This is a genomic window from Ruegeria lacuscaerulensis, from assembly GCF_013034685.1.
In the GTDB taxonomy this organism is placed as follows: Bacteria; Pseudomonadota; Alphaproteobacteria; order Rhodobacterales; family Rhodobacteraceae; genus Ruegeria; species Ruegeria lacuscaerulensis_B.
Genome location: NZ_WQGO01000006.1, coordinates 187,356 through 199,891, shown reverse-complemented (window position 1 = coordinate 199,891; position 12,536 = coordinate 187,356). Strand labels below are relative to the sequence as shown.

Genomic DNA, 12,536 nt, shown 5'->3' with positions numbered 1-12,536 from the left:
TGGTCAACAAAAATTTGCTGCACTCAGCTCTTATCAACCTTTAATTAACTAATTTTCGCTTTCTACACCTAAAAGTTGTAGCTCAACATTTGGGAACCGGGATTTTTTTGAATGCTGGATTTTGGCGCAGCAACAGTTGCCGAGGATGCCGCGGCCCCCTCATCCGTCCCGCCTGATACACCATCGGGGATCTATTCCGGGTTGGGCAAACGCGCTTTTGATATCTGCCTTGCGCTGCTACTGCTGCCAGTTGTAACGCCGGTCGTTCTGGTCCTTTGGGCTTTGATGCGCTGCGAGGGCGGTCCAGGTTTCTTTGGGCAAAAACGCGTTGGCAAGAACGGAACGTTGTTCAAATGCTGGAAGATCCGAACCATGTGCGTCGATGCCGAGGCACAGCTACGTGCTTATCTTCAGGCCAACCCGCAGGCTGCGATTGAATGGGAAAGAGACCGCAAACTCACCCATGATCCACGCATCAACCGGCTGGGTCATCTTCTACGCCGGACCAGTCTGGATGAGTTGCCGCAAATCTGGAACGTATTGAAAGGCGAGATGAGCTTTGTCGGCCCACGCCCCGTCGTCACCGTCGAGTTGGTGAAATACGGCGCCGCCGCTTCGGCCTATGTGGCGCAGAAACCGGGCATTACAGGGCTGTGGCAAGTTTCGGGGCGCAATGATGTCAGCTATGACGCACGGATCGCGATGGACGTGGCCTATCTGGCTCAGCGCAGTTTTCGAAAAGATATCAGCATCCTTTTCCGAACAGTCTCAGCCGTGGTCATGCGAACGGGACGATAAACGCACTGTCAGGGTTTATTCTACCCTTACGTGTCTATATGGTTCTTAAAACGCGCATAGAATGCATTTCGAGCAGACGACCAAACTCTGATGAAGCAATTTACTGTTCCAAACCCGCCCCTGACCGCACCGCGGCCCACGGGCGTTGACCCATTTGATGGCGAGATCGTTGACCTGAGCGCCCTTTTCGCAACCCTTTGGTGCGGGAAATGGGTGATCGCCGCCGCCACAGCGCTGACTGTGATGGCAACGCTCGCCTACCTGATCTTCGCGGCGGTGCCGATGTACCGGTCCAGCGCCGTTGTGATGCTTGAGACGCAACAGCAGAGCATTGTCGACCTCCAGTCTGTTGTCGGCGGTTTGTCCGGCGAGTCGACCGAGGTGAATTCCGAGCTTGAGGTTCTCAGATCCCGTGGACTGATTGGCAAGGTCGTCGACAGGCTGGACCTGACCTCCGATCCGGAATTCAACGCTGCGCTGCTGCCTAAAACGCTGAGGGACAAAATCAAGGAAGGTTTAGGCCTGTCACCGCAGCCTGCGCCTTTGCCGGATGAAATCAGCGCCCAAATCACCCGCGATAGCGTGATCACCGCGCTGTTGCAGGAAACTTCGATCCGAAACCTGCCCCAAAGCCTTGTGTTCCGCGTGACGGTCGAGACTGAATCGGCCCGCAAATCAGCCCTGATCGCGGATACGATCGTTGACCTTTATGTGCGCGACCAGACTGAAGTAAAATTCGCAGCGACCGAGCAGGCCACCGCCTGGCTGACCGACCGAGTGGCTGAGTTGCAGCAGGAATTGGAAGCGTCAGAGGCCAAGTTGAGTGCCTTTGACACGTCAACTGCTTTGGTATCTGCCGAGGCGTTGCAGCTTCAGGAAGTCCAGCTCAAGGATTTGCGTGACCGGGCCGAAACCGCTGCGGCTGCGCAAATCGCGGCGCAGGCAAGGTTTGATCGCCTGACCGCCGCGACCACCCGCGCGGAACAGGCGCAGGAGGCGGGTGATCCGCAACTGGACCGGTTGTTTGCGCAATTGGCGGGTGGCCAAACGACTGAGTTCGACACAGCCTTCGAACGTCTTGTGGCCCGCACCGCGCTTGAGGCCCGGCGCGCCGCGCAACAGGCGCAGGCTTTGACCCAATCTGCGCAAGACCTGTCCGAACAGATCACTCAGCAGAATGCGGACCTCATCGCATTACAGCAACTCACCCGAGAGGCCGAGGCTGTTCGTCTGCTGTACGAGTATTTCCTGACCCGTCTTAAGGAGACCTCGGCGCAGGAGGGGATACAGAAGGCTGACAGTCGCCAAATCTCGCGCGCCGTTATTCCGACGGACCCGTCGCGCCCGAGAAAACCGCTGATGCTGGTTTTGGCCGCAATCCTTGGTCTGATCCTGGGTACCGCCATTGTCTTTGTGCTGGAGGCGCGGAGAAAAGGGTATCGTTCAGCGCCCGAGGTTGAGCGCAAGACCGGCTACAGCGTTCTGGGTCAAATCCCGACCTTTCCAGCCCGCGACCGGCGCAAGGTTTTGGACTATCTCGCCGCCAAGCCCGCCTCCGCAACGGCTGAGGCGGTGCGCAATCTGCGAACCTCTCTGATGTTGTCCAACGTGGATCGCCCGCCGCAGGTTATTGTCATGACGTCATCGCTGCCTGGCGAAGGCAAAACCACCAACACCATGGCATTGGCGCAGAACTTTGTCGGGATTGGTAAAAAAGTCCTGTTGGTCGAGGGAGATATCCGCCGCCTGACCATGACCGACCAATTGCGCGATGTGCCGAATACCGGGATCGTTTCAGTTCTGGCCGGAGATGTTGCGGCCACAGATGCAATCTTTCAAGACCCGCTGATCGGCTGCGATATCCTGGCAGGTCAGAAAACAGCGACCAATGCGGCGGATCTGTTCGCCTCGGAACGCTTCCGACAGTTTCTGGAGGATACGCGCAAGTTCTACGATGTCATCCTGATCGATACGCCGCCCACGCTACTGGTGTCAGATGCCCGACTGATCGCGCGCAATGCCGACGCCGTTTTGCTGACTATTAAGTGGAATGCCACAGCCGAACAGGATGTGACCGAGGCCATTCGGCAGTTCCACATGGACAATCAACGCCTAACGGGGATCGTCATGGGGCAGATCAATATGCGCAGCGCCAAGCAATATGGCTATGCCTATGGCCGCTACGGCGCATCCTACTATAGCAACTAGGCGCGCCATTTTTGGCGGGGTCAAGGATCAGTTGGTGCTGACCGTGCTGGTCGTTGTGGTCGACGACCCGCCCCCGGCAGCCGCCAAACCCACAGCGGCAGCAGCAGCACCCAGCGCAGGGGCGACCAGAGGGACAAAGCCCGTTACACCCGCCTCTTCAGCGGCTTCGGCGGCTGTGACTGTATCCTCGACGTCTTCCGAGGCGTCGGTGTTTTCTGCCTGTTGAGCAACTACACCTGTGGTTGATATAAAAAGAACCAATGCTGAAGTTCTGAACATCCGAAAGCTCCTGAAGCGAAACCTGTGCCGCCGATACCACACCTGAGAAATTACACTGTCTTTATAGCGTCAATGGTGAACAATGTATTAATAAAATCAACTTGTATTTCAATAAATTGAATGGCTTTCAGCGGTAAATGAAATACGCCCCAGAATTTTCGACCTAATTGCCGACCTTTCATCCCAAAGGAAATTCAGCTACCGGAAATTCAAAACTGTATTTCTCCTATAGGGTGAGTATTACTTGGTGCTGACTACAATCCACATTCCTGTGTCGGGATCGCTCGGAAAGTTTGAAGTGACATGGTGACGTGACGAACCAAACGGGAATACGAGGCTGGACAATTGCGATGGCTGTGATCGGCGCAACTCTGGCAGGCATGGTACAGGCTCAGACCGTGTCCACATACGGAACGCCGGGCCTGATCGAGTTGCCCACAGCCGAGATGTTCGATGATGGTGCGCTGGTCTTTACCGCATCCGCTTTTCGGGACACTGCGCGTGCAACCATGACATTTCAGATGCTGCCCTGGGTTCATGGCAGCCTCCGCTACGCCGTCCTGAAAGGCTTTGATGGCGCGCGCGGTGATCGCTATGACCGCAGCTTCGACATCCATTTCCGCCTGCGCGAAGAAAGCCGCCAAGCGCCCGCCATCGTGCTGGGATTGCGGGATTTCGGCGGGACCGGGCTTTATGCCTCGGAATATATCGTTGCGACCAAAACGATCCGCGACCGGTTCAAGCTGACCGGAGGCATCGGCTGGGGGCGACTGGCTGGACGTGGCAGCTTTGCCAACCCCTTGGGCCTGATCAGCAGCCGCTTTGACGAGCGCAGCGACCCCCGCGCGGGTGACATTTCAGAGACCGGACGTCTGGATTTCGGCAACTGGTTTCAGGGCGACGCCGCCTTGTTCGCCGGGGCCAGTTGGCAATATAACGACCGGCTGACCTTTTTGGCCGAATACTCCCCCGACCTGTACGATGAGGAGCGCGACCGGATCGGGTTCGACATCCGCGCTCCGTTCAACATCGGCGCGCAGTACCGGTTTCGGAATGGATCGCAACTGACCACCTCGGTGCTGTACGGAACCACGCTGGGGCTGACCTATAGCTATTTCATCGACCCGCGGCAGACGCCTGCGCCGGGGGGTCAGGGGGCTTCGCCCCCGCCCTTGCGTGCGCCCGGTGACAGCCAAGGGGACATTCGAACCGCGTTGGACCGTGAAGGGCTGCGGCTGGTCTACCTGTCGCAGGACCGCGATGCTGTCACGGTCGGGGTCGAGAACGAAACCTATGGACAAGCGGCGCAGGCCTTGGGCCGCACCGCTCGGGTTCTGGCCAATACCGAGCCGCCGCGGACGCAGACCTTTAACATTGCGCTGATGTCCAACGGCGTGCCACTGGGTGCGGTGCAGGTGGACCGCAACGATCTGTACGAATTGGAGCATGACCCGGACAACGCATGGCGCAGCCTCGCGCGGGTCGAGATTTCGGACACGATCCCGATCTTACAAGGCGGCGTACTGCGCGACGCCTATCCGCATTTTTCCTATCGGTTCGGGCCTTACCTGAACTTTTCCTTCTTCGATCCCGACGACCCATTGCGGTATGAAATCGGCGCCGCGTTGGGGTTGGACTATACGCTGAGGCCGGGCCTGACCCTGTCCACCGGGCTGCGCCAACCAGTTCTGAGCACGCTGGACGACAGCACGCGCGTTTCGGATTCGACCCTGCCGCGTGTTCGGTCGGACTGGGCGATCTATGCCCGTGAATCCAACCTGCGGGTCGAGCATATGACCGCCGAATACCTGTGGCGACCGCGCACCGATTTCTACGCCCGCACCACGCTGGGCTATCTGGAGACCATGTTTGGCGGGGCGTCGGCCGAGCTTTTGTGGTACCCGACCAACAGTCGCCTCGCTCTGGGGGTCGAGGCGAATTACGTGGCGCAGCGTGATTTTGACGTGCTGTTCGGCTTTCAGGATTATTCCGTCGCCACAGGCCATGTCTCGGCCTATTTCGACCTGCCGGGGGACTATCATGCCCAGATCGACGCGGGCCGCTATCTGGCAGGGGACTATGGCGCGACGTTCTCGTTGGATCGGGAATTTACCAACGGGTTCACGGTAGGTGCTTTCTTTACCCTGACCACGGTAGGGTTCGAAGAGTTCGGCGAAGGCTCGTTCGACAAGGGCATTCGGCTTGAGATCCCGATCTCATGGCTGACGGGTCGCCCATCGCGCAACAAGATCAGACAAACCATCCGCCCCGTCCTGCGCGACGGTGGCGCGCGGCTGAATGTGCGCAACCGGCTATATGGCGTCACCCGCGAGGCGCGAGCGCAGGAATTGTCGCGCGGCTGGGGTAGGTTCTGGCGATGAGAGTTTTCGCGCTCCTCTGCCTTGCCCTCTCGCTGGCCGCCTGTGGCGAGGCGCGGGATGAGTTCTACCTGTTGCGCGGCGCGCTGCGTCCCGATGCGCCCCGCTTTCACCCCCGTGCCGATGCGCTGGCCGCACAACGCCCGATCCCACCCCGGCTTGAGGTCGCCTTTCCGTCGCGCGACCTGAGCGGTGTGATGCTGTTAGAGGTGACACGGGACGACGTGCAAACCTGGTTGACGGCAGATGGGGCGACCATCACGCTGGAACAGGGTTTTCTGACCTCGACCAAAGGGTTCGGCTCTGGCATGACTGGGTCGGACATCCGGCACAGCGCCGGGTTGATCCTGAGCCGTCAGGAAGGGCGCGCCGAGCGGTTTCACAGCTTTCTCAACGGCAATGATGAGATCGAGCTGCATGCCTATGACTGCCGGATCACAGCGCTTGGGCCGGATACCATCGTGCAGCAAGGTAATCCTGTGGCCACCCGCAAGTGGCAAGAACAGTGCTTTGGCACCGCGCAGAGTTTCACCAATACATATTGGCTGCGAAATGGCAGCCAAACCATCGTCCAGTCCTCTCAATGGACCGGCGATTTCCTCGGCAACCTGTTCATGAAGGCGGTGCCGGATGCGAGCTAGAATCATACATGGCAGGAGGCTAACCATGCGCCGAATTCCACTTTTCGTCCTTGCGTTGACCGTGGGCGGCCTGATCTCGGGCTGTTCGACGATCTACCGCAGCCCCTCGGTTACGGCGGGTGTGTCAGACAGCGGCAAGGTGCGGGTGGTGCCGGTGACACCGGAAACCGTGATGGTCGCCAATCGCGCACCTTATGCGCCCAAAACTCTGCCATCGGTGTTTCGAACTTCGGCGGGGTCCGGCGCGGGCACCAGCCAGCGAGGGTTGGGGCCGCTGCCCGATGCGCCCTCGACCCAGGGCGGGTCGCGCAGCGGGTTGCGGCTGGACCCGCCGCCCGATGTCACGCCGGGGCCCTATACGATCGGCACCGGGGATGTGCTGGTGCTGTCGACCCCCTCGACCCAGGGCACAGCCGGAGAACTATCTGGCCTGCTGGCCGCCCAGAACAGCCGCAACGGCTATACGGTGCAGGATGATGGGGCGATCAACATCCCCGATGTCGGCCGCGTGCGCCTAGAAGGTCTGACCGTGGACGAGGCCGAAGCCGTGCTGTTCCAGCGCCTTGTCGAAAACCAGATCGACCCCACGTTCAGCCTGGAAATTGCCGAGTTCAACGCCCGCCGCGTCTCGGTCGGGGGGGCGGTCGGACAGCCCGGCGTGCAACCCATCACCCTGACGCAACTAACGCTGGGCGAGGCGCTCTCTGCCGCCGGGTCGGTCAAGGTCAGCGATATCGACAACAGCTCGGTCCGCGTTTACCGCAACGGGCAGATGTACCAGATCCCGCTTGAGGACCTTTATGCGCGCCCGGATTTGCAGAACCTGACCCTGATCGCTGATGACTCGGTCTTTGTGGATACAGATTACGATCTGGACCGGGCCGAGCGGTATTTTGCGCAGCAAATCCAGCTGCGCGAAACGGTGCTGGAGGGTCGCCAGACCGCCCTGCAGGAACTGTCGACCGCTGTTACCCTACGCCGGGACGAGTTGAACGAGCGGCGCGAGACATTCCTGCAAACCATCGAGTTGGACGCGGTGGACCGGGACTATGTCTATCTCAGCGGCGAGGTCCGCAATCAGGGCCGCTATGCCCTGCCCTTCGAGCGCACGGCCACACTGGCGGACGCGCTGTTTGACACGGGCGGCGGGATCGCCAAGAAAACCGGGGACGCGTCTGAGGTTTATGTGCTGCGCGCGTCCGAAGATATCCGCGAATTCGGCGCGGTGACGGCCTGGCATCTGGACATCCGCAACGCCGCGCATTTAACGCTGGCCGCTCGGTTTGAGTTGCGCCGCAACGACATCATCTTCATCGCCGAAAACCCGGTTACGCGCTGGGGCCGCACGATCGACCAGATCACCCCGTCTCTGATCACCGCGCCGATTGTGGCGGTGGGAAGCTAAGGGACCCGTGTAAATCCACCGATGCCAGACAAGTCCAACCCCATAAGACAGCGCCTCATGAAAGGCGGGCTTGCCGCCCTTGTCATCAAGGTTGGGGCCGCAGGCCTGCAATTTGCCATGTTTCTGGTCTTGGCACAGGCGTTGAATGCCTCGACTTATGGCACCTTCGGTTTTGGATTTTCGCTGGCGGTATTGCTGGCGGTAGCGGGCAGTTTCGGACAACGGATGCTGAGCCTGCGCTATGTCTCGATCTACGCGGCGCAAGGTCAGAACAGGCTTGCAACGGGTCGGATTCGCGATGGGTTCTGGATCATCACGCTAGGTACCGTGGCTTTGGCGGTCCTGTCGGCCCCAGCCTTTATTTGGATGCGACCCGAGCTTGGATGGCCTTTCATTGCGGCCACGGGGGTATTCGCGCTGACCACGGCCTGGGCGGAATATTTCGCATTTGTCCTGCGTGCCTATGACCGGATGAGCTTGGCCCTAGCGCCTCGGGATGTGATCTGGCGCGGGTTGGTGATACTGTCGGCGATCCCCCTGATCCTGTTCTGGCCGGGGCAGAGCAGTGCTGCGCAAATCACCTGGTTGCTGACCGCACTGCTAGTGGCGATGGTTCTGGTTCAGGTCCATCTGCATCCAACGACCCGACCCAAGGCTCTTTTTCTGGCCCCAGCTGCCTATGACCGGGCCACATGGCGACCGCGTATGTGGGGTCTTTGGGGTGTATCTGTCCTGCAAATCACCGCCCCGAACCTTGTCGTGGTTTTGCTGGGATTGATGCTGAGCCCGGCGGACACCGGACCAACCTTTGCCGCGCTGCGGATAGCGTTGTTGATGAACCTTGTACTGCTGGCCGCCAATATGGTCGTCTCACCCACAATCTCGCGCCTGCATCACGACGGCAAAACCCGTGCGTTGCAACGCACATGCGCTACCGTCGCCGCCATCGCTGCGGGGTCGGCCTTGCTGATCTTCCTCGGGCTGATCCTGTTTGGTGTCTGGCTGTTGTCTTTGTTCGGAACCGGGTTCGAAACCGGCTACAATGTTCTGTTAATCGTGGCCGGTGCCTATGCGGTGAATGCTCTGACCGGACCGACCTCGGTCCTGCTTGAGCTTACGGGCCACGACCGAGCGGCCTTTCGGCTGCTGGCGCGGATGAACTTGATAGCAATGGCGGCGATGATCCCAATGATCTGGGCCTTCGGCCCGGTAGGGGCCGCGCTGTGTCTGGCTCTGTCCGTCGCTGGCTGGAACCTTGAGGCCGTAAGATACACCCGGCGCGAGATGGGCATTGACCCTTCGGTTCTGGGTCTCATGCGTGAAGGGCAGCTCTCATGAAGATCGCCATTCAGTGTTTTAACTATGCCCCCAACGAGCTGGGCGGGTCCGAGCGATCAGCACGGGACATCGCGCGCAGCTTAAAGGCACGCGGGCATGACGTGCGGGTTGTGGTCTCGGACGGGTCGCGCCCATATCCGGATCATGTCGATAACATCCCCATTGACGTCGTTCAGGGCCTGCCGATCGGCAAAAGCCCCCTGCATGGCGCGCGCCACTTTGCCACCCGCATGGCCTGGATCTTGCGCAGCGAAATAGACCCCGTCCTGTTCCTGCGCTCTTTGCAATGGCTGCGGCGCAACTGTCCAGATGTGGTGCTGATGAATAACCCTGCCGGACATGGGTCGGCTTTCATGCTGGCTTGTCTGCTGACCCGCACCGCCTGTGTCCCGGTCATCCGCGACTACGGCTGGTTTTGCGCCTTTGGCACGATGGAGCATGGCGGCGCAGCCTGCAATTCCGCCCTCAGCCCGTGTTTCTACACCACTGGCCTGCGCCGGTTGATCCTGCGACGACAAAAACACGTCGTGGCGATTTCCAATCACGTGGCGCGGATTTACGAAACCAAGCTGGGATATGCGCCAACCGTCATCTACAATGCGGTGCCGGACAGATTTCTGCAAGCACCGCGCGCACCTGCGCCGGATGCGGGCACGCCCCTGACCTTTGGTTATCTGGGCCGCCTTCACCCCAGCAAAGGCGTGGCCGAGCTGATCACCGCATGGCAAAACACTGACCTCGCGCAGAACGGGCACCGATTGCTTCTGGCCGGGGACAATCAGGGCATCGCCCTGCCGGATGACCCCGCTGCGGCCGGGATCTGTCTGACCGGTCGACAGGAGGCCATCGCATTTCTCGACAGGCTCGACGTGCTTTTTCTGCCTGCGCTTTGGGCCGAACCTTTTGGGCGCACCGTGATCGAGGCCATGGCGCGCGGCTTGTTCGTGGTCGGCAGCCCAAATGGCGGCATACCGGAACTGATCCCACCCCATCGCGGCCTGATCCCCGAACAAATCGACGCCCCGACGCTCTCAGCGATTTTCAACGACCTTGCCCAAAATCCCGACCGGGTGCGCGCGACACGCGTGCAAGACCCTGAACCCAATCTTGCCCCGTTTCGCACGACGCGGATGATCGGCGCCTACGAGGACCTGCTGTATCGCGCCACCGGTCTGCCGAAGGAGACCCGCGATGACTGAGCGCCCCCACCGCCTGCCCGATCTGTTCATCTGCGGCTTCACCAAATGCGCCACCAGTTCGCTGCATGACTGGTTGGTTCAGCATCCGCAAATCTCGGGCGGTGTGCGCAAAGAGCTGGAGTTCCTCTACGACCGCGACAGCCACTTTTTTCGACCCGAACACAGCGTTTTGACCCAAGGTCTTGCGGGATATGCTGCGCTGTTTCCCGATGCGCCCGACAATGCGTTGTGGCTGGATTCAACACCTGCCTATGCGCATCACGAAACCGCCCGTAAAACCATCGCCGCGATGGCGCACCGGCCGCCGGTCATCTTCATCACACGTGACCCGGTGGATCAGATCACCTCGACCTATCACTACTTCTCGAACAACAAGAGCTATATCGACGCGTCAATTTCGATCGAGATGTTTTTCGAGATGGTTCTGGACGGGCGTGCATCCAGCCATTTTCCTCAGGATCACCTGCGAAACGCTCTGGACTGGGCCACGTTCGGCTATTGGTTGGCCTTGTGGCGGCGGGATCTGGGGCCGGAACGCGTCATCCATCTTGAGATGCGCAATATGTTGTCCGACCCTGCAAATACTGTGGCTGTGTTGTTTGGGCGGTTGGGGCTTGAAACGAATGTGCCGCTGTTCTTTGATGGGTCGAACGAAACCTATTTTGTCCGTAACCGGTTGCTGCAATCTTTGAACACGGCGATCCGGGGCAAACTGCCCAAAGGCGCTCTGTATGAGACAGCGCGCCGAGTGTACCGAAGGCTCAACACAACCCCGCACAAGCCCGGCCAAAGCGCCCGCGAGGTTGAACTGCTCGCAGCTCTGGCCCAAGCCATCAGCGACCGGGAAACGGCACTTTTGGAACGCTTGCAACCGGAGCTCTGAGCCGCATTCTTGCCGCCCAAACAACCAGCCAAATCGGTATACACCACAGTACAACCCTTGGCAGTAGTTGAATGGGCGAGCCTTCGGGCACCACGATCAGCACCAACACAACCGACACCATGACCGACAAGGGCTGATCCGCACCCATCTTGCGATAGCCCGAATGGATCACCGTCAGCATCACGCCAAACACGATCCCGCCTAGAATGACACCCGCCAACCCGAAGTTCACCAGATACTCGCCCGGTCCCCCGACCGTCCAACCGTTGACCGCGTTCGGCTCATACCATTGCCGGAACCACTGGCCGATCAACAGTTGCGAAGGCTTGTCTGGCCACAGAGCGCGCGGGATGACCATGATCAGACCGTTGTAGAAGTCTTCTCCGACCCGCGTGTGAAGCCCCGAAGTAAAATCCTGCACCACCAGCATCAGGGAATCGAACCGCGTCATATGCATGGACACCGCGGTCGTCGTGGTCAAATCGCGGGAAAAGGCGACCTCCCAACTGCCGGACAATTGCGCAAGGCGGTAGATGTACGACACTGTCGCACCAAACAGCAGGCAAAACCCCCAGACCGAGAATTTCACGATACCCCACAGGTCGATCTGCCCCGCGCGCGAGGTCAAGACCAGCAGTGTACCGGACAGCAGTACGAACGCTTCCAGCCGAGTGCCCCACAGGGAAAAGACAAACAGATTGATACCAAAACAGAGGCTAAATATGGCTGTTTTGCCGATACGCCTGTCGCGCAAACTGATCAACAAGGCGACCGAAGAAAAGAATGCTCCCAGCCCGACAAGGGACCTAAGCCCAAAAGTGCCCGCCAGGTCTTTTGTGATCTTCGCTGCAAAAAGGATTGCTTGAAGCGACCCGAATTTCAGAAATAGCTGTGCGCCGATACCCATTGCAACGATGGTCAGAAGAATAGCCACAAGCGCCGAAACGGTATCGACGCGTGACGACATTGCGGGAAACAGACCGGCACCGAATCCGGGACGCGCAGCACTCAAGATCACAACCGTGACCAGCGCCGCAGACAGATACAAGAACGCGTAGATCAACGCGAAAGCACCCAGCTCGGCCGAGTCATTGAACAGCGCAGGATTCACCAGATTTGCCCCAAGCATGATCATTGCAGGACGGATGCAATAGATCAGAGCGAAGAACATCAGGCTCAGCACAATCGGAGCTGACCGCAACGACAGGGCCACCCAAAAGAACAGCCCCAGCGCGGCGCATATCAGCATCCAAGCCAGAAAGAACATCGCAGGAGGACCGCCTTATTGCCGAACCCAAAAGACCATATGCAAACCTATCCGCTCGCTTGGCGAGAAACAATCTTAAGTTGTTTTTTGAATACCGAAATGCCGTAAGCCAAACACAGCTCCACGGCATTTCAGGTGGA

The 12,536-nt window shown here is 59.3% G+C and carries 10 protein-coding genes; 8 read left to right on the top strand and 2 right to left on the bottom strand.

Annotated features, from left to right (window positions below):
* Positions 1 to 111 precede the first annotated feature (111 nt).
* A complete protein-coding gene (locus GOV80_RS16220) occupies positions 112 to 798 on the top strand; it encodes a sugar transferase (protein WP_170771160.1) in 687 nt (228 codons plus the stop codon).
* A 90-nt stretch (positions 799 to 888) separates the two neighbouring features.
* Positions 889 to 3,006 carry a polysaccharide biosynthesis tyrosine autokinase gene (locus GOV80_RS16215; RefSeq protein ID WP_170786302.1) on the top strand — a complete coding sequence of 706 codons (2,118 nt, stop codon included), beginning with the start codon at positions 889 to 891 and terminating at the stop codon, positions 3,004 to 3,006.
* 27 nt (positions 3,007 to 3,033) lie between these two features.
* Here the strand turns inward: GOV80_RS16215 and GOV80_RS16210 are convergent, their stop codons facing one another.
* On the bottom strand, positions 3,034 to 3,285 hold the full coding sequence (locus GOV80_RS16210) for a hypothetical protein (protein ID WP_170786300.1): 252 nt from the start codon (positions 3,283 to 3,285) through the stop codon (positions 3,034 to 3,036).
* Positions 3,286 to 3,635: 350 nt separating this feature from the next.
* Here GOV80_RS16210 and GOV80_RS16205 point away from each other — a divergent pair, with 350 nt between their 5' ends.
* From GOV80_RS16205 to GOV80_RS16180, 6 genes are read left to right on the top strand one after another with little or no spacing between them, the layout of a single operon-like run.
* Entirely contained in the window at positions 3,636 to 5,666 is a 2,031-nt protein-coding gene (locus tag GOV80_RS16205; protein ID WP_170786298.1) for a YjbH domain-containing protein, read from the top strand.
* Positions 5,663 to 6,304: a YjbF family lipoprotein gene (locus tag GOV80_RS16200; RefSeq protein WP_170786296.1), complete on the top strand. Its 642-nt coding sequence runs from the start codon at positions 5,663 to 5,665 to the stop codon at positions 6,302 to 6,304. The genes GOV80_RS16205 and GOV80_RS16200 overlap by 4 nt, the downstream gene beginning before the upstream one ends.
* Before the next feature lie 25 nt (positions 6,305 to 6,329).
* A complete protein-coding gene (locus GOV80_RS16195; RefSeq protein ID WP_170786294.1) occupies positions 6,330 to 7,709 on the top strand; it encodes a polysaccharide biosynthesis/export family protein in 1,380 nt (459 codons plus the stop codon).
* Between the two features lie 57 nt (positions 7,710 to 7,766).
* On the top strand, positions 7,767 to 9,047 hold the full coding sequence (locus GOV80_RS16190) for a lipopolysaccharide biosynthesis protein (protein WP_170786292.1): 1,281 nt from the start codon (positions 7,767 to 7,769) through the stop codon (positions 9,045 to 9,047).
* A complete protein-coding gene (locus tag GOV80_RS16185; protein WP_170786290.1) occupies positions 9,044 to 10,246 on the top strand; it encodes a glycosyltransferase in 1,203 nt (400 codons plus the stop codon). The genes GOV80_RS16190 and GOV80_RS16185 overlap by 4 nt, the downstream gene beginning before the upstream one ends.
* Positions 10,239 to 11,129 carry a sulfotransferase gene (locus GOV80_RS16180; RefSeq protein ID WP_170786288.1) on the top strand — a complete coding sequence of 297 codons (891 nt, stop codon included), beginning with the start codon at positions 10,239 to 10,241 and terminating at the stop codon, positions 11,127 to 11,129. Before GOV80_RS16185 ends, GOV80_RS16180 begins: the two co-directional genes overlap by 8 nt.
* Here GOV80_RS16180 and GOV80_RS16175 read toward each other — a convergent pair.
* Positions 11,080 to 12,396, bottom strand: a complete 1,317-nt coding sequence (locus tag GOV80_RS16175) for a hypothetical protein (protein ID WP_170786286.1) — start codon at positions 12,394 to 12,396, stop codon at positions 11,080 to 11,082. The two genes, GOV80_RS16180 and GOV80_RS16175, sit on opposite strands and share 50 nt — an antisense overlap.
* Positions 12,397 to 12,536 lie beyond the last annotated feature (140 nt).

What these genes read in the sequence shown, in the direction of transcription:
- GOV80_RS16220 (WP_170771160.1), top strand. Translation starts at nt 112, where the DNA reads ATGCTGGATTTTGGCGCAGCAACAGTTGCCGAGGATGCCGCGGCCCCC.
- GOV80_RS16215 (WP_170786302.1), top strand. Translation starts at nt 889, where the DNA reads ATGAAGCAATTTACTGTTCCAAACCCGCCCCTGACCGCACCGCGGCCC.
- GOV80_RS16210 (WP_170786300.1), bottom strand. Translation starts at nt 3,285, where the DNA reads ATGTTCAGAACTTCAGCATTGGTTCTTTTTATATCAACCACAGGTGTA.
- GOV80_RS16205 (WP_170786298.1), top strand. Translation starts at nt 3,636, where the DNA reads ATGGCTGTGATCGGCGCAACTCTGGCAGGCATGGTACAGGCTCAGACC.
- GOV80_RS16200 (WP_170786296.1), top strand. Translation starts at nt 5,663, where the DNA reads ATGAGAGTTTTCGCGCTCCTCTGCCTTGCCCTCTCGCTGGCCGCCTGT.
- GOV80_RS16195 (WP_170786294.1), top strand. Translation starts at nt 6,330, where the DNA reads ATGCGCCGAATTCCACTTTTCGTCCTTGCGTTGACCGTGGGCGGCCTG.
- GOV80_RS16190 (WP_170786292.1), top strand. Translation starts at nt 7,767, where the DNA reads ATGAAAGGCGGGCTTGCCGCCCTTGTCATCAAGGTTGGGGCCGCAGGC.
- GOV80_RS16185 (WP_170786290.1), top strand. Translation starts at nt 9,044, where the DNA reads ATGAAGATCGCCATTCAGTGTTTTAACTATGCCCCCAACGAGCTGGGC.
- GOV80_RS16180 (WP_170786288.1), top strand. Translation starts at nt 10,239, where the DNA reads ATGACTGAGCGCCCCCACCGCCTGCCCGATCTGTTCATCTGCGGCTTC.
- GOV80_RS16175 (WP_170786286.1), bottom strand. Translation starts at nt 12,396, where the DNA reads ATGTTCTTTCTGGCTTGGATGCTGATATGCGCCGCGCTGGGGCTGTTC.